The organism is Paraburkholderia sp. FW306-02-B, from assembly GCF_058782725.1.
Map to the genome: position 1 here is coordinate 953,702 of NZ_JBYSXZ010000002.1, position 16,669 is coordinate 970,370.

Annotated in this window: 13 protein-coding genes; 11 read left to right on the forward strand and 2 right to left on the reverse strand. The window is 61.3% G+C overall.

Going from position 1 to position 16,669, the window contains the following annotated elements; translation table 11 throughout:
• Positions 1 to 51: 51 nt before the first annotated feature.
• The gene (locus AC3WOG_RS25335; protein ID WP_492582445.1) at positions 52 to 1,593 is read left to right on the forward strand and encodes a PqiB family protein; all 1,542 of its coding nucleotides are present in this window, start codon (positions 52 to 54) and stop codon (positions 1,591 to 1,593) included.
• Positions 1,593 to 2,186, forward strand: a complete 594-nt coding sequence (locus tag AC3WOG_RS25340) for a PqiC family protein (protein ID WP_492580632.1) — start codon at positions 1,593 to 1,595, stop codon at positions 2,184 to 2,186. The genes AC3WOG_RS25335 and AC3WOG_RS25340 overlap by 1 nt, the downstream gene beginning before the upstream one ends.
• A gap of 25 nt (positions 2,187 to 2,211) precedes the next feature.
• Here AC3WOG_RS25340 and AC3WOG_RS25345 read toward each other — a convergent pair whose 3' ends face one another.
• Positions 2,212 to 3,231, reverse strand: coding sequence for a LacI family DNA-binding transcriptional regulator (locus AC3WOG_RS25345; RefSeq protein ID WP_341316456.1), 1,020 nt, complete (start codon positions 3,229 to 3,231; stop codon positions 2,212 to 2,214).
• 199 nt (positions 3,232 to 3,430) lie between these two features.
• Between AC3WOG_RS25345 and AC3WOG_RS25350 the strand changes: the two genes are divergently transcribed.
• From AC3WOG_RS25350 to AC3WOG_RS25390, 9 genes are all read left to right on the forward strand, one after another.
• Positions 3,431 to 4,570 carry an ABC transporter ATP-binding protein gene (locus AC3WOG_RS25350; RefSeq protein WP_492580633.1) on the forward strand — a complete coding sequence of 380 codons (1,140 nt, stop codon included), beginning with the start codon at positions 3,431 to 3,433 and terminating at the stop codon, positions 4,568 to 4,570.
• A gap of 85 nt (positions 4,571 to 4,655) precedes the next feature.
• Complete coding sequence (locus tag AC3WOG_RS25355; protein ID WP_492580634.1) at positions 4,656 to 5,909, forward strand: ABC transporter substrate-binding protein; 1,254 nt, start codon at positions 4,656 to 4,658, stop codon at positions 5,907 to 5,909.
• A 64-nt stretch (positions 5,910 to 5,973) separates the two neighbouring features.
• Entirely contained in the window at positions 5,974 to 6,879 is a 906-nt protein-coding gene (locus AC3WOG_RS25360; RefSeq protein WP_492580635.1) for a carbohydrate ABC transporter permease, read from the forward strand.
• A 19-nt stretch (positions 6,880 to 6,898) separates the two neighbouring features.
• Positions 6,899 to 7,750 (forward strand): carbohydrate ABC transporter permease, encoded by an 852-nt coding sequence (locus AC3WOG_RS25365; protein ID WP_492580636.1) that lies wholly within the window; start codon positions 6,899 to 6,901, stop codon positions 7,748 to 7,750.
• Positions 7,751 to 7,803: 53 nt separating this feature from the next.
• The gene (locus AC3WOG_RS25370) at positions 7,804 to 9,780 is read left to right on the forward strand and encodes a beta-galactosidase (protein WP_492580637.1); all 1,977 of its coding nucleotides are present in this window, start codon (positions 7,804 to 7,806) and stop codon (positions 9,778 to 9,780) included.
• Positions 9,781 to 9,942: 162 nt separating this feature from the next.
• On the forward strand, positions 9,943 to 11,103 hold the full coding sequence (locus AC3WOG_RS25375; RefSeq protein ID WP_492580638.1) for a glycoside hydrolase family 53 protein: 1,161 nt from the start codon (positions 9,943 to 9,945) through the stop codon (positions 11,101 to 11,103).
• A gap of 338 nt (positions 11,104 to 11,441) precedes the next feature.
• On the forward strand, positions 11,442 to 12,455 hold the full coding sequence (locus AC3WOG_RS25380; protein ID WP_492580639.1) for an ABC transporter substrate-binding protein: 1,014 nt from the start codon (positions 11,442 to 11,444) through the stop codon (positions 12,453 to 12,455).
• Positions 12,456 to 12,853: 398 nt separating this feature from the next.
• Positions 12,854 to 13,981, forward strand: coding sequence for a porin (locus AC3WOG_RS25385; protein ID WP_492580640.1), 1,128 nt, complete (start codon positions 12,854 to 12,856; stop codon positions 13,979 to 13,981).
• Positions 13,982 to 14,091: 110 nt separating this feature from the next.
• Complete coding sequence (locus tag AC3WOG_RS25390) at positions 14,092 to 15,717, forward strand: methyl-accepting chemotaxis protein (protein ID WP_492580641.1); 1,626 nt, start codon at positions 14,092 to 14,094, stop codon at positions 15,715 to 15,717.
• Between the two features lie 52 nt (positions 15,718 to 15,769).
• On the opposite strand, the gene AC3WOG_RS25395 is transcribed toward AC3WOG_RS25390, so the two are convergent.
• Positions 15,770 to 16,621: a LysR substrate-binding domain-containing protein gene (locus tag AC3WOG_RS25395; RefSeq protein WP_341316447.1), complete on the reverse strand. Its 852-nt coding sequence runs from the start codon at positions 16,619 to 16,621 to the stop codon at positions 15,770 to 15,772.
• Between the last annotated feature and the right edge of the window lie 48 nt (positions 16,622 to 16,669).

Sequence of the window (16,669 nt, forward strand, 5' to 3'; positions counted from 1 at the left end):
GATGCGTCCAGCTTTCCGACAGCCGTTGCTGTCGAACAGTCGAAGTGGCGCATGCAGCTTGTGTGGGTAGTGCCACTTGTTGCCGTCTTGATAGCGGGCTGGCTAGCGGTGCAGTCAATCATGCAAAAAGGCCCGACCATCACAATCAGCTTTGCCACGGGTGAGGGTATCGAGGCGGGCAAGACAAAGATCAAGTTTAAGAATGTCGACATCGGCGTGATCAAAAGTCTGGCACTTTCTGACGACCACAAGACAGTGCTTGCCAGCGCGGAAATGTCTCGCAGCGCTTCCAGCATGCTGGTCGACGATACGCGCTTCTGGGTCGTTCGGCCGCGTATCGCAGGAGGCACCGTATCGGGCATCAGCACCTTGTTATCCGGTTCTCACATCGGCATGGACATCGGTACGTCGCAAAAGGCGCGACGCGATTTCGTCGGTCTCGAGTCACCGCCGGTCCTCGCCTCAGGCGCGCCCGGGCGAGAGTTCGTGCTTAAGAGCGGCAACATTGGCTCACTCGATATAGGTTCGCCAATCTTCTTCCGGCGGCTTCAGGTCGGTCAGATTGTCTCCTATGCACTTGACCCTGACGGCGCGGGAATGACCATGCACGTCTTTATCAATGCGCCTTACGACAAGTACGTCACGAATGACACCCGCTTCTGGCACGCGAGCGGCGTTGATGTGACTTTGGATACGACCGGTGTGAAGGTGAACACCGAATCATTGGTATCGATCCTGATTGGCGGCCTTGCTTTCGAGAATCCACCTGACACAACGAACAACGTTGAAGCAGACGCGCAGCACCAGTACAAACTTTTTGTCGATCGGGCCGAGGCGATGAAGCAGCATGACACGATCGTCGACAAATACGTGTTGAACTTTAACGAGTCTGTGCGCGGGTTGACCGTCGGTGCGCCCATCGACTTCAGAGGGATCGTCATCGGTGAGGTATCGGCGATCCGCGCGCATTTTGATCCGGTCAGTAAGGAATTTAGCATTCCGGTCGAGGTGAGCATTTTTCCTGAGCGCCTGATCTCGCGCGACGACTGGGGCGGCGCCAATGGGGGCGTAGCGTCGCAGCGAAAGGAGTTTGCAAACTCCCTGGTCTCGAAAGGCCTGCGGGCGCAGCTTAGGACAGCGAGTCTTCTTACCGGCCAACTGTATATCGCAATCGATTTCTTTCCTGCCGCACCGAAGGCAACCGTGGACTGGAGTAAGAAGACACCGCAGCTGCCAACGGTGCCGGGCAACCTGCAGGGCTTGCAAGACTCCATCACCAGTCTCGTCGCGAAGCTGAATGCGATTCCGTTTGAGGGCATCAGCAAGGATCTGCGCAAAACGCTCGGTGATGCGGACACGATGCTGAACACGATCAACACAGATTTGGCGCCTGACGCAAAAGCCACGCTGGCCGAGGCTCGGGAGGCGCTCACGTCAGCGAATCGCTCGTTGCAAAGCGACTCGCCGCTGCAGCAAAGCACCGCCGAAACAATGCACGAGTTGTCGCGGGCCGCAGTCTCGATCCGTTCGCTTGCGGAGTATCTGCAACTCCACCCAGAAGCGCTGATCCGTGGCAAAACCGGGGACAAGTGATGAGCCGATATCTATCGTTACCTTTGGCAATCATTGTGCTGGGTCTTTTCGCGGGATGCGCAACGTCGCCGGCGTCGAAGTTCTACACGTTGAGCCCTGTCCAGGTGGCCGAGCAGCGGCCGGGCGTCAAGGCGAGCGCGGTTGCGATCGCGCTCGATCCGGTGACGGTTCCCGAACTGGTTGACCGGCCGCAAATAGTCTCCACGCTGGACGCGAACCGCGTGTCGATTGATGAGTTCGCTCGCTGGGCCGATCCGCTAAAGAGTCAGGTTTCACGCGTATTAGCCGCGGATCTCACGCAGCTAATACCGGGAGCGATTGTGTCCAGTTATCCTCAACGTGTGGACGATAACGCCTACCGCATATCGGTTGACGTCCAGAACTTCGATTCGTCGACTAGCGGTACGGTGACGCTAGCCGTTATCTGGTCGGTGCGTCCGCCGAAACGGGGGGAGCAGGTCAGCGGACGCAGTGTTGTACACGAGGTCGTGAACGGGCCAGACTATGACGCCCTGGTCGACGCGCACAGCAGGGCGCTCGCGTCCGTGGCCAGCGATATCGCCATCGCGGCGCATTCGGCCATGCGACAGTGAAACGCGCTTCCCTGTCGGACTCGACTCAATTTCCTGCGCGCCGCGGGCCCGTCGAAGCACGCACGACAAGCTCCGGCGGCGGAGCAATCACCATCGACGGTTGCTGTGCAGGTGCCTCGATGAGGCGGATGAGTCTATCGACTGACAGCTCGGCGAGCGCCGCGGTCTGGATCGCCACTGTCGTCAACGCTGGGTGCACCTGGTGCGCCAGTTGAATGTCCGTGATACCGATGACCGACACGTCATCCGGCACCGCGCGGCGAAGGGTGATCAAGGCCTGGGCCGCGCCGATCGCGAGCAGATCGTTGGTCGCGAAGATCGCGGTGAGCCGCGGCCGGTTCGCCATCAGCTGCATGCAGGCTGCGTAGCCGGCGTCGATCGAGTCGCGGATCTGCAGCACCGCGGCAGCGTCGGTTTCGATCCCGGCCTCGCGCATCACCGCGCGAAAGCCGTTGGAGCGCGCGTCCTGCAAGCCGCCGCAACCGTCGCCGATCAGCATGCCGATGTCACGATGGCCCAATTCAAGCAGATGCGTGGCGGCAAGCGCGCCCGCATGCGCGAAGTCCACAGCGATGCACGGCAGCGCAGGCGGCGTCTCGGGGTGCTCCCACATCGTCAACAGGATCGGCGCATTCTGCATCGCCGAAATGCAGAGCTCGTTGATCGCGATATCCGTGTTCATGACGAGGACGCCGTCGGCAAGCGTTCCCGCGATCTGGTTCAGGTAGGCCCGGCCGATCTCCGCATCGTCGTCCGTATTGCACACCATCAGGAAGTGGCCCGCCTTGCGCGCCGCGCGCTCGGCCGCCAGCACGAACTCGGGATAGAACGGGTTCGAGATGTTCGACAACATCAACGCCAAAGTCGACGAGCGACCCTCCGCCAGCGCACGCGCGTTCAGATTCGGCCGGTAGCCGAGATCGGCGATCGCTCTCAGTACACGTTCCGCCGTTTCCGGACGGACCTTTTCGCGATTGCGCAGCACGTTGGAAACCGTCGCAGCGGTAACCCGTGCGCGTTTGGCGACTTCGGACAAGGTGACCATTTCTTTTATCCCATATTCAGGGAATGTGATTCAAATGTTGCAAACGTCCCGCGACGTTTGCTAAGTTTCATGCAAACACACAGGAGACAAAATCATGCGGCCTTCCACGAACCTCGAATTTAAGCGATTAAACTCCTGTCACACAAGGGTTTGCCGATTATTTTTGAAACAAATTTAAGCGTTTAAATCCGGAGGCAGCATGGCCACAATCCATCTCGCGAATGTGCAGAAATCGTACGGTGACCATCCGCCGGTGATCCGGCGTGTCAACCTGGACATCGCGCAACACGAGTTCTGTGTTTTTCTTGGGCCGTCCGGTTGCGGCAAGTCGACCTTGCTGAGAATGATCGCCGGTCTCGAAGATCTGAGCGAAGGCGAACTGCGCATCGGCGGGCGCCTTGTGAACGACGTGCCCGCCGCCGAGCGGGGTGTCGCGATGGTGTTCCAGAGCTACGCGCTGTTCCCGCACATGACCGTGTTCGAGAACATGGCGTTCGGTCTGAAGCTCGCGAAGCAACCTAAGGACGTGATCGACCGGAAGGTGCGCGAAGCCGCGCGCATTCTGCAGTTGGACATGCTTCTCGATCGCCATCCGAAGGCCTTGTCCGGCGGTCAGCGGCAACGCGTCGCGATCGGCCGGGCGATTGTGCGCGAGCCTGGCGTGTTCCTGTTCGATGAGCCGTTGTCGAATCTCGACGCGGCGCTACGTGGCCAGACCCGCGTTGAAATCGCCCGGCTGCACCAGCGCTTTGCGAATGCGAGCGTGGTGTACGTCACGCACGATCAGGTCGAGGCCATGACGCTCGCCGACAGGATCGTGCTGCTGCACGCGGGCGCGGATGCCGAGCGTTTCGGCAGCATTGCGCAGACCGGCGCGCCGCTCGAGTTGTATCACCATCCGAAGTCGCGCTTTGTGGCGGGCTTCATCGGTTCGCCGCGGATGAATTTCATCGACGCCGTGGTCGACACGATCGACGCGGGCAGCGTGACGGTGTCGCTCGCGCAAAGCGGCGAACGACTGGTCGCGCACGTCGACGGCCGGCGCCTGCAACCCGGTCAGCCGGTTTCGCTCGGCGTGCGTCCGGAACATCTGCGCCTTCATGGCGATGAGCAGTCCATTCAGTGCGCCACGGTGTTATCGGAACGGCTCGGCGAACACAGCTATATCCACGCGGATCATGCGGCCGGCACGCTGGTGGCAAAAGCGCCGGGTGATTCGCCGATCGGTTCCGGTGAGCGCATCCGCATTCACGTTCCGGCCGCTGCATGCCACCTGTTCGATGCCGAAGGCATCGCACTGCGACGCAGCGCGCTCGAGCCTGAGCGAGTCGCGGCCTAAGCAAAGCCGAACTCCGCCATAGAGCGGGTTACATCGTCTGACAGCAGCGTGCTGTCAGCTAACAAGGTAGTTAAGGAGACAAAAGATGATTGCTCATCGCCTTCGCCGTCTGGCTCACGTATCCGCCGCGGTCGCTCTGCTGGCCGGCGTGCTCTCTTGCGCCGCGGCCGACGCCGCAACGCTTGCGGTCAATGTATCGGCGCGCGGTAATCAGCGCTCGACCTGGCAGGACGCGTTCGACAAGTTCAGGAAAGCCAACCCCGATGTCGATCTCAAGGTGACCTACATCACCGAAGAGGCGTACAAGGTGCAGATGGGCGGCTGGCTCGCCACCGATCCGCCTGATGTCGTGTCGTGGCACGACGGCGAGCGCATGGCGTATTACGCCCAGCGTGGCCTGCTCGAGGACCTGTCGTCGGACTGGAGCAAGAACGGCTGGTCGCAGCAGTATGCGTCGGTCAAGGACGCGTCCACTTATAAGGGCAAGCAGTACGCGGCGCCGCTCGGCTACGACGCTTACGGCTTCTTCTATCGCAAGGATCTGTTCGACAAGACCGGTATCAGGAGCGAACCGAAGACGTGGGAAGAATTTCTCGACGCCTGCAAGAAGCTGAAGGCAAGCGGCGTCGCGCCGATCGCCGTCGCCGCGCGCGATAGCTGGACACTTGCCGCGTGGTTCGACTATCTCGACCTGCGCATCAACGGCAACGCGTTCCATCAGCAATTGATGGCCGGCGAGATTCCGTACACCGATGCGCGCGTGAAGAAGGTCTATACCGCGTGGAAAACGTTGATCGACGATCACTATTTCATCGATAACGCGCTGTCCTACGATCTCGATTCGATCGCACCGTTTCTCGTGAACGGCAAGGCGTCGATGATGCTGATGGGCACGTTCTTCTCGGCTAGCATCCCGGCCTCCGTCAAACCCGAGACCGGCTTCTTCCGATTCCCCGTGATCGATGCCAACGTGCCAATGGGCGAGGACGCCCCGGTGAACGTGCTGTTGATCCCGGCGAAGGCGAAGAACAAGGCCGACGCGCGCAAACTGCTGGCGTTCATGGAGCAGCCGCAAATCAATGCGGATCTCGCGAAGGGCTGGGGCACGTTACCGTCCAACAGCCAGGCGGTCGAACCTGAAGATGCGATCTCGAAGGTCGGATTCCAGACGCTCGCCAACACCAAAGGCGGTATCGCGCAGTTCTACGATCGCGACATGACGAAGGAAATGGCCGACGAAGGCATGAAGGCGATGCAACAGTTCTATAGCGATCCATCGCAAATCGATGCGGTGCTCGTGCGCCTCGAAGCGACACGCAAGCGTATCTACAAGAAGTAAGCCGGTGAGCGTCAGCGATGTTTCGACGACTGACGCTCGCCTTCGATCCCTGACGAGGCCAATCATGTCTCATCCCGCAGCGGGCCGCCTACCGGCGGCCCAGCACCGGCACGTCTCCACGACCCGCCGTCACCAGCATTGCGCAGCGTTTTTCTTTCTGTTGCCGGGTTGTGCGTTGTTTTGCCTGTGCGTGGTCTATCCGATCATCAGCAGCATTTCGCTCAGCTTCTATAACTGGGACGGAATGACGCCGAAGACCTTCGCCGGACTCGACAACTACATCGAGCTGTTTCACTCCGACACGTTCTATACGGCGCTGAAAAACAACCTGATCTGGCTTGCGTTGTTCCTGCTTGCACCGCCGCTCGGCTTGCTGTTCGCGTTGTATCTGAACCAGCATATCCGCGGCATGCGTGCGGTGAAGTCGCTGTTTTTCGCGCCGTTCGTGCTCTCGGGCGTCGTGGTCGGTCTTGTTTTCAGCTGGTTTTACGATCCGGGCTTCGGGCTGCTGCGCCTGATCGTCGGGCACGGCATTCCCGTGCTCGGCGATGCGCACACCGTGACGTTCGGGATCATCTTCGCCGCACTGTGGCCGCAGACGCCGTTCTGCATGGTGCTGTATCTGACCGGCCTGACGGGCATCAATCCGGAGGTGGTCGAGGCGGCGCGCATGGAGGGCGCGAAGGGCGTGCGGCTGCTGTGGCACGTGATCCTGCCGCAACTGCGGCCGGCCACCTTTATGGCCGTCGTGCTCACCGTGATCGGCGCGCTGCGCAGCTTCGACCTGATCGCCGTCATGAGCGGCGGCGGTCCGTTCGATAGCTCCACCGTGCTGGCCTATTACATGTACGACCAGGCGATCAAGTATTACCGCGAAGGCTATTCCGCGGCGATCGCTGTCGTGCTGTTCGCCATCATGCTCGTCTATATCGTGTTTCATTTGCGCCGCATGCTGCGCGAAGAACGTTGATTGCTGGGAGGCACATCTCATGTATCCACTTCCCGTCGACCGCTGGAAGCCGATCAATCGCACGCTCTACAAGGCATCCTTACCCATTGCGCTGCTGATCTGGCTGATGCCGATGCTGGCCGTGCTCGTCACGTCGATTCGTTCTTCGGACGAACTGTCGCAAGGCGACTACTGGGGCTGGCCGAAGCATTTCGCGCTGATCGAAAATTACGGCACGGCGCTCACGCAAACGCCGATGCTGCACTACTTCGCCAACAGTGTGCTGATCACCGTGCCGTCGGTGATCGGCGCGATCGTGCTGGCGTCCATGGCGGGCTTCGCGCTCGCGACCTACCGGTTCCCGGGCAACACCGCCGTGTTGTTCGCCTTTGTCGCCGGCAACTTCGTGCCGATCCAGATCCTGATGATTCCGGTACGCGACATGGCGCTGAAAGTAGGCCTGTTCAATAGCGTGTGGGTGCTGGTGATTTTCCATGTGTCGTTCCAGACCGGTTTTTGCACGCTGTTTCTGCGCAATTTCATCAAGCAGTTGCCGTTTGAACTGATCGAGGCGGCGCGCGTGGAAGGCGCGAGCGAATGGACCATCTACATGCGCATCGTGCTGCCGCTGATCCGGCCCGCGCTCGCCGCGCTCGGCATCCTCGTGTTCACGTTTGTCTGGAACGACTACTTCTGGGCGCTGTGCCTCACCCAGGGCGACGAGGCCGCGCCGATCACAGTGGGCGTCGCCGCGCTCAAGGGGCAATGGACTACCGCGTGGAATCTGGTCGCCGCCGGCTCGGTGCTCGCCGCGTTGCCCTCCGTGCTGATGTTCTTCGCAATGCAGAAGCATTTCGTTGCCGGCCTTACTTTCGGTGCAAGCAAGGGCTGATCGCCCGCTTGCCGTCTTCTCGTCTTCTCGTCTTCTATCAGCGAGACTTTCTCATGCAACTTGGTGTTTGTTATTACCCGGAACAATGGCCGCGTTCGATGTGGGCCGATGACGCAAAGCGTATGGCCGAACTCGGCATCACGCATGTGCGGATCGCGGAATTCGCGTGGAGCCGGATGGAGCCGCGCGCTGGCGAATTCGCCTGGGAGTGGCTCGACGAAGCCGTCGAGATACTCGCGGCCGCGGGACTGAAGCTCGTGCTGGGCACACCGACCGCAGCGCCGCCGAAGTGGCTGATCGACGCGCATCCGGACGTGTTGCCGGTGCGCGCGGACGGTACGCGCTGGAACTTCGGCTCGCGCCGGCACTATGACATTTCCAGCGAGACATACCGCGAGGCCTGTTTGCGGATCGTGACCGCGATGGCCGAACGTTACGGCAGGCATGCGTCGATTGTCGCGTGGCAAACCGATAACGAATTCGGTTGTCATGAAACCGTGCCGAGTTATTCGCCCGCCGCGCTGCGGCGTTTTCAGGCCTGGCTGCAACGCCGCTACGAAACCGTGCACGGCTTGAACGAAGCATGGGGCAACGTTTTCTGGAGCATGGAGTATCCATCGTTCGACACGATCGGCCTGCCGAACCTGACGCCCACCGACGCCAATCCGATCCATCTGCTCGATTTTCGCCGCTTCATGTCCGACGAGGTGGCGAGTTTTCATCGCGAGCAGATCGACGTGCTGCGGCGCCTCGCGCCGCACGCGGATCTGCTGCACAACTTCATGGGCTTTTTCACGACCTTCGATCACTATCGTTTCGCCGCGGACAACGGCATCGACGTGGCCGCGTGGGATAGCTATCCGATTGCGCGAACCGAGTCCATTGCGTTGCCCGAAGAGCAGAAGGCGCTTTATGCACGCACGGCGCATCCGGACGTTTCCGCGTTCGATCATGACCGGTACCGCGCGATCGGCGGCGGGCGCTTCTGGGTCATGGAGCAGCAGGCGGGGCCGGTGAACTGGGCGCCGTGGAATCCGGTGCCGGCGAAGGGCATGGTCAGGCTGTGGGCCTACGAGGCGTTCGCGCACGGCGCGGAACTGGTGTCGTATTTCCGCTGGCGCCAGTGCCCGTATGCGCAGGAACAGATGCACTCGGGACTCAATCTGCCGAATAACGAACTGTCGCCAGGCGGTCTCGAAGTGCGGCAGGCGGCGCGCGAAATTGCCGCGTCCAACGCGTTGTCAGCGCTCGGTGCGCCGGCGCGCGCCGCAACCGCGGTCGTGTTCGACTACGAGACGCAGTGGATGTTCGAGATCCAGCGGCACGGCAAGACTTTCGACTATCAGACGCTCGCATTCGACTACTACGAGGCGCTGCGGGAACTCGGCCTCGATGTCGACATCGTCTCCAGTCAAGCCGATCTATCGCAGTACCGGCTCGTGGTGGTGCCGAGCATCGCGGTGATCGACGATGCGCTCGTCGGGCAGATCGAGCGGAGTTCGGCGCAATGGGTGTTCGGTCCGAGGAGCGGATCGAAGACGGAGGACTTTGCCATTCCGTCGAGCCTCGCGCCCGGCGCGCTGCAACGGGTGCTGCCGATCCAGGTGCTCGAAGTCGAATCGCTGCGCCCGACGCTCAGGCCCACGACTTCGATTGGCGGGACGCACGGGGTTGCCGTGCATTGGCGTGAGCACGTTCGCGCTAACGGCGCGACGCGCGTCGAAGCGCATTTCGACGACGAATGGCCCGCGGTCCTGGCTCACGGACGGGTCCGCTATGTGGCGGGGTGGTTGTCGCACGCATTGCATCGGGCCGTTCTCGAGCAGGTCGCGAAGGACGCCGGCATTCGGGTGCACGCGCTCGCTGAAGGCTTGCGCATCCGTCGGCGCGGCAACCTGACCTTCGCGTTCAACTTCGGCACGGCCCGGGTCGAGGCGCCGGCGCCGGCCAATGCGACTTTCGTGCTCGGGCAGCCGCAGCTTGAAACCGGTGATGTGTGCGCGTGGGAGGACGTAGAAGCCAGCACTTGAACCGGCCGGCCGGGTCCTCGCGCCCGTCCGTCGGCAGGTTGAATCGTGTGAATCGTGCAAATCGTGTTTGAGAAGGGGTTGTCGGAGGCGCGAATTTAAGCGCTTCAATTTTCGGGCGGGCGGCCCCCGATGAGCCGCCATTTATTAAATGGAGGATGACACATGAACAGAAGGCAAATGCTGTCCTGGTTGGCGTCAACCGCGGCCGCCACGAGTCTCGGCGCAACGGTCGGCACGCCGGCCATCGCCGGTGAGCTTGATGCGTCTGGGCGCGGCAACCGGTTCGCAAAGGGTGCGGACGTGTCGACGCTGCTCGAGTTGGAGGCGAACGGCGCGCGCTTTTACGAGCACGGCGAGCCGCGCGATTGCCTGGCCATTCTGAAGAGCCACGGCGTCGACTCGATTCGTATCAAGGTGTGGAACGACCCTGGCAATCCGAATTTTTATCCGGCCGATCAGAGTCCCGCCGCGGGATACAACAACGCCGAGCACGTTCGTGTGCTGGCTCGCCGCGCTGCCGCACTCGGCATGCGCGTGCTGATCGATTTCCACTACAGCGACTGGTGGGCCGATCCGGGCAAGCAGTTTCCGCCGCATGATTGGGCCGGGAAGGATATCGCGCAAACTTGCGCATTGTTGTCGGACTACACGTCAGGGGTCCTCAAGATGCTCAGGAAAGAGGGCGTCCATCCGGAGTGGGTGCAAGTCGGCAATGAAATCACCGGCGGTATGTTGTGGCCGCTCGGCAAGTACGACCAATGGGACAACCTCGCGCAGTTGCTGAAGGCGGGACACGATGCGGTCAAATCGGTCGATGAGCGGATCAAGGTCATGCTGCACCTCGACAGCGGCGGAAACAATGCGACGAGCCGCTGGTGGTTCGATAGCGCGATACAGCGCGGCGTCACGTTCGATGTGATCGGCCTGTCCTACTATCCGCAATGGCAGGGGGCGCTCAGCGATCTGCAGAACAATGCGAACGACCTCGCGACGCGCTATGACAAGGACGTGATCGTCGTCGAGACCGCGTATCCGTGGACGACCAGCGACGGCGATTCTGAACCGAATGCGATGACCAACACCGGCTCGGTGTCCTTTCCTCCGACGCCGGCCGGCCAGACGCAGTTTCTCGGCGCGCTGACGGATATCGTGCAGGCGATACCCGGCGGCCACGGCAAAGGCGTGTTCTGGTGGGAACCCGAATGGATACCGACTCCGAATGTCGGATGGAAACTCGGCGCCGGCGATCAGTGGGACAACAACACACTGTTCGACTTCCACGGGAATGCGTTGTCGTCGCTGGACGCGTTTCGCAAGCGCTAGCGTCTCGCGACTCATCTGCTGTTCGACGCGGGCCGCGGCCTGCGTTCTGACTGATCCCGCGGTGAAGGCCTGGGTCCGGCTTGCGAATCCAGGCGCTCCCCGCAAGCTCCATCGCCTCTGACCGATCTGGTAACGGACGTTTGTCGTATGCCGGCGAGCGTCCGGAAAGGCCGCGCAACGAGCCGGGACCCGAGCTCGAATCAGGCGGCTACTAATGGAAATCCCGTATTACGCATCGCCCTCCGTGAAAGCCGAGAGAAGGATTCGCTCGCCTAGAATCGCTCCGTCAATGTAGACAGGCGGCATTCCGCCGCCACAGACAATAACGGAGACAATCGATGACCCCGAGCTTTCGCACGCTGCGCCATATCGCCATCGCTTCCAGCCTGCTTTTCGGCCTTGCCTCGCAACAGGCGACGGCGGCTGACAGCGGCAAGATCACCATCATGGTGGGCGGCATCACAAAGCTGATTTACCTGCCAGCGCGCCTGACTGAACAGCTCGGCTATTTCAAGGACGAAGGGCTCGACGTCGAATTGCTGTCGCAGCCGGCTGGCGTCGACGCTGAAAACGAACTGCTGGCCGGTGCTGTCCAGGCGGTCGTCGGCTTCTACGACCATACGATCGACCTGCAAACCAAAGGCAAGGACGTCAAGGCGATTGTGGTGTTCGGGCAGGTGCCGGGCGAGGTGGAGCTGGTCTCGACGAAGGCCGCGGATACGGTCAAATCGATGGCCGACGTCAAGGGCAAGACACTCGGTGTCACGGGACTCGGATCGTCGACCAGTTTCCTCACGCAATACCTCGCGGGCCAGCACGGCATCCAGTCGACCGAATACACGATGCTGCCGGTGGGCGCTGACGCCAGCTTCATCGCGGCAATCAAGCAAGGCCGGATCGACGCGGGCATGACGACCGAGCCCACCGTATCGGCACTGCAGAAGTCCGGTGACGCCAAGGTACTGGTCGATATGCGCTCGGTCGAGGGCACCAAGGCGGCGCTGGGCGGCACCTACCCGGCGTCGAGCCTCTATGTGCAGGCCGCCTGGGCCGATTCGCACAAGGCTGAAGCCGCCAAGCTCGCGCACGCGTTCGTTCGTACGATGCAGTTCATCCACACGCACAGCGCGGAAGAAATCGCCGCGAAGATGCCCGACGACTATCAGAAGGACAAACCGCTCTACGTGAGCGCGTTGAAGGCATCGCTGCCGATGTACACGGCGGACGGCAAGATGCCGGCCGATGGACCGGCGACCGTGCTCAAGGTGTTGTCGGCGTTCAATCCGTCGGTCAAGGGCAAGCATATCGAGCTGGGGAAAACCTACACCAACGAGTTTGTCGGTGGGAAATAAGCGGGCGCTTACCGATCGTTTTTGTGTGCAGCGTGCCGCCTGACTCCGAAGTAATGCCGGTGCCGCTTTCGCGGTACCGGCAACTTCCGTGGATGTGTCTGGTCAACCCCGTTGTTTCCAAAGACGCCCCGGTCATCGAGTTCCGCTCGGTTTCACGCCGCTTTATTTCGCAGGACAGCAAGCCACCGATCGCGTTGCGCGATTTCAGCATGACGGCCGGGGATTCCCTCATAACTGCCACCGGTGCTACTTCGTACATCGGTAATTTCACTTAGTTGTACAGGTGAGACGGGAAAGGCGCGTGAAGGATTGAGGTCACTAGGATGGCACTCATCGGTTGGCCGTCGCAGCGCGCAGCAAAAACGAAAATTTCAATGTAGTAATCTGAGGAGACGATCTTGAAGAAAAAGTATCTGGCTATGGCCGTCACGGCAGGCGCGTTCGCCGCGACCGGCGCGCACGCACAGTCGAGCGTCCAGCTTTACGGCCTGATGGACCTGAGCTTCCCCACCTACCGGACGCACGCGGATGCGAACGGCAATCACGTCATCGGCATGGGCAACGACGGCGAACCGTGGTTCAGCGGCAGCCGCTGGGGCCTGAAGGGCGCGGAAGATATCGGTGGCGGTTCGAAGATCATTTTCCGCCTGGAGAGTGAATTCGTGGTCGCCAACGGCCAGATGGAAGATCCGGGCCAGATTTTCGACCGTGATGCATGGGTCGGTATCGAGAACGACACGTTCGGCAAGATCACGGCAGGCTTCCAGAACACCATCGCCCGCGACGCGGCAGCCATTTATGGTGATGCATATGGCAGCCCCAGACTGTCGACGGAAGAAGGTGGCTTTACCAATTCGAACAACTTCAAGCAGATGATTTTCTACGCGGCCGGCCCGACCGGCACGCGTTATAGCAATGGCGTGGCGTGGAAGAAGCTGTTCAGCAACGGTATCTTCGCCAGCGCAGGCTACGCATTCGGCAACTCGACGAGCTTCGGCTCCAACTCGACCTATCAGGCTGCGCTCGGCTACAACGGCGGACCGTTCAACGTGTCGGGCTTCTATAGCCACGTGAACCGCGTTGGCTTTACCAACCAGTCGTTCTCGGTGGGTGGCAACTATACGTTCGGTATTCTGCGCGCCAATGCGGGTTACTTCCGTTACCTGGGCAATCAGGGCGCGCTCGGCCAGCGTCAGGACAACGCCTGGACGGTGTCGTTCAAGCTGTCGCCGAAGGGCGCGCTCGACTACGAACTCGGCTATCAGCAGATGCGTGTGCACAACGCCGCGTACAACAGCGACGGCGATATTCCGAATGCGAACGTCGGCGCGTTCGATCCGACCTCGGGCCTGCACAACGGTTTCAAGGAAACCCTGTACGGTTCGGTCTTCTATCACCTGTCCAAGCGCACCGAAGTGTATCTCGCTGGCGACTACATGAAGTTGCATGGCGGTTATACGGTTGGGGGCACCTTCGGCGCCACCAACCAGCTCGAACTGACCACGGGCGTGCGCACCCGCTTCTAACCCTGGACCGGACCCGCCCAGCGGATCCGTTCATCGATGTTCTCCTGCTTGCGGCCGCGGACCTGTTCGCCGGCCGCTTTTTTCTGTTCAGCGGATCGAGGAAGGCAGCCATGTTCAGAAATACCACTATCCGGACCGCTCTAACGATTACGATCGCCGGCTACACGGCAGCGCTGATGCTCGTGATCGCAACATCGATCGCCGGTCTGAAAACAGCCAATACGGCGCTTGACAGGATGTACAGCGAAGAGACGGCCGCCTTGCGGCATCTCAACGCCAGTAGCGAAGCGCTGTTGCAGGTGCGGGTCGACCTTGGTACGTACGAAACGCTCGTGGCACAAGGTAAGCCTACCGACGCCGTGCTCGCGCGCGTGCATGCAGAACTGATTGACAGCGAGCGCGAGCTGGCTGCCTATATGGCGCAACCGCCGTCGAATGACGCAGAAAAGGCGCTGACCGACGCGCTACGCGCGAAGCGTGGCCAGTTGATGAAGCAGGTCATTTCCCCCGAAGTCGCGGCGCTTGACCAGAACGATTTCATGTCGTTCCGCACGACGCAGCGGCAGGCGCCCGACGCGGTGTTCAGTGACTACAGGAAAGCCACGCTTGCGCTGGAGGATTTCCAGGTCGAGCAGCAAAGAGCACGCTTTGGGTCGGCGCAACGGCATTTCCATCTGCTGGTCTGGTTGTTCGGGTCGGTCGGTTTTGCCGCTGTTGTGCTTGGCCTGTTCGCGCGCTTTGTGCTGACCGCGTCGATCGTGCGGCCGATCAATTCCGCGATTCATCATTTCGAGCGCATCGCGGCCGGCGACCTGACGAGTCCGGTCCACGCACTGCGTGCCAACGAAATGGGCCGACTGATGGCTGCGCTCGCGCGCATGCAGGCGAGTCTGGCGGCTGCCGTGAGCCAGGTGCGGCAAGGGACAGCGGCGATCACGCACGGGGTGCGCGAGATCGCGAGCGGCAATACCGACCTGTCGACCCGCACAGAGCAGCAGGCGGCGACCCTGGAGGGGACCGCGTCGAGCATGGAAGAGCTGACTGCGACGGTCCGGCAAAATGCCGACAATGCGCGGCAGGCCAGCACGCTCGCGGAAAACGCCTCGGAGATTGCGGCGCGCGGGGGTGACGTGGTGGGCCAGGTTGTCGACGTGATCGCGGACATGTCGTCGAGCTCGAAGAGGATCGTCGACATCATTGGCGCGATCGAGGGCATCGCATTCCAGACCAACATACTCGCGCTGAATGCAGCGGTCGAAGCTGCGCGTGCCGGCGAGGAGGGGCGCGGATTCGCCGTCGTTGCCGGCGAAGTGCGCGCGCTCGCGCAACGTTCGGCAGCGGCGGCGAAAGAGATCCGCGAGCTGATCGGCGAATCGGTTGCGAAGGTGCAGAACGGCAGCGAACTTGCGGCTCGCGCCGGCGTGACAATGGCCGAAATCGTCAGGGCGGCACGCAACGTAACCGGCATCGTCAGCGAAATCAGCGTGGCCTCGGAAGAACAGTCACGCGGCATCGATCAGCTTAATCGTGCGGTGACGCAGATGGATAACGCAACCCAGCAGAACGCTGCGCTGGTCGAACAGGCCGCTGCTGCGGCGGCGTCGCTCGAAGAACAGGCGCGTGCACTCGACGATGCAGTGGCGGTGTTCCGACTGGGTGAAACAACCGAACCGTCCGCCGGAAAACCCTTGCAGCAGAACTGGATGGCGATCGAGCCATCAACCGTGCACGCATGACGAAAGCCGATAACAGCGAACACTATCCGATATCGGCACGCCGCACTTTGAACTAGCGCCGCAGTTCCGACATGATTTTTTCGGCGAGAAAGTCGCATGGCGGCCGCTTGGATTTCGCGCTTCGCGCAAGTATGACTTCCAGCGCGGCGATCTCGGGCAAGCCCTGCGCATGGCCGAGCAAGGTGAGGTGAGGGGGAACCGCACATCGCGCGAGCGGCGCCACCGCGAGTCCCGCTTCGACCATGCTGAGAAGGCCTAGCAGGCTGGGGCTCTCGTAAGAGGTCCGATAGGTGATCTTCGCCCGTTCAAGACTACGGATCGCGTTTTCTCGAGCGACGCTGCCCGGCAGGAACACGGCAATTGGCAGCGGCCTCTCGCGCCAGATGTCATGCGCGCTGGGCGCCGCGGCCCAGACCATCGGTTCGAGTCGGATGAACTCGCCCGAGAGACCTTTTACGCGTGTCCCGCAGACCAGGTCGACCGATCCGTCCTTCACCATGGGCGCGAGCGCGACGCTCGGCAGTCCGACGACCTGAATCTCGACCTTCGGGTAGGTGCCGGAAAATTTCTTGAGGATCGACGGCAGCAGTGACGACGCGTAGTCGTCGGGCACACCGATAACGACTCGGCCGGTCACGTCGGGACGGACTACCGCCGCCCACGCTTCTTCGCGCAGAGCGAGCATACGTCGCGCGAACGCCAGCAGGACCTCGCCGTCTTGCGTCGGGATAACGCTTCTCGGCTTGCGCACGAAAAGCGGCTTGCCGAGCGCGGTTTCGAGCGTCTTGATCTGCATGCTCACCGCCGATTGCGAGCGATGGACGACTTCCGCCGCGCGACTAATGTTCCCCGTGTCGGCCACAGCCACAATCATCGTCAGAACGTCGAGATCAAGGGTCTTCATTGGTATCAGATAAATCGATAGATACCATCAATATTACGCGATTTTCTT

Bases quoted from the DNA above. Each gene is read 5' to 3' on its own strand.
- AC3WOG_RS25390 (WP_492580641.1), top strand. From the start codon at position 14,092: ATGTTCAGAAATACCACTATCCGGACCGCTCTAACGATTACGATCGCC.
- AC3WOG_RS25345 (WP_341316456.1), bottom strand. From the start codon at position 3,231: ATGGTCACCTTGTCCGAAGTCGCCAAACGCGCACGGGTTACCGCTGCG.
- AC3WOG_RS25335 (WP_492582445.1), top strand. From the start codon at position 52: ATGCAGCTTGTGTGGGTAGTGCCACTTGTTGCCGTCTTGATAGCGGGC.
- AC3WOG_RS25380 (WP_492580639.1), top strand. From the start codon at position 11,442: ATGACCCCGAGCTTTCGCACGCTGCGCCATATCGCCATCGCTTCCAGC.
- AC3WOG_RS25395 (WP_341316447.1), bottom strand. From the start codon at position 16,621: ATGAAGACCCTTGATCTCGACGTTCTGACGATGATTGTGGCTGTGGCC.
- AC3WOG_RS25375 (WP_492580638.1), top strand. From the start codon at position 9,943: ATGAACAGAAGGCAAATGCTGTCCTGGTTGGCGTCAACCGCGGCCGCC.
- AC3WOG_RS25370 (WP_492580637.1), top strand. From the start codon at position 7,804: ATGCAACTTGGTGTTTGTTATTACCCGGAACAATGGCCGCGTTCGATG.
- AC3WOG_RS25340 (WP_492580632.1), top strand. From the start codon at position 1,593: ATGAGCCGATATCTATCGTTACCTTTGGCAATCATTGTGCTGGGTCTT.
- AC3WOG_RS25355 (WP_492580634.1), top strand. From the start codon at position 4,656: ATGATTGCTCATCGCCTTCGCCGTCTGGCTCACGTATCCGCCGCGGTC.
- AC3WOG_RS25365 (WP_492580636.1), top strand. From the start codon at position 6,899: ATGTATCCACTTCCCGTCGACCGCTGGAAGCCGATCAATCGCACGCTC.
- AC3WOG_RS25350 (WP_492580633.1), top strand. From the start codon at position 3,431: ATGGCCACAATCCATCTCGCGAATGTGCAGAAATCGTACGGTGACCAT.
- AC3WOG_RS25360 (WP_492580635.1), top strand. From the start codon at position 5,974: ATGTCTCATCCCGCAGCGGGCCGCCTACCGGCGGCCCAGCACCGGCAC.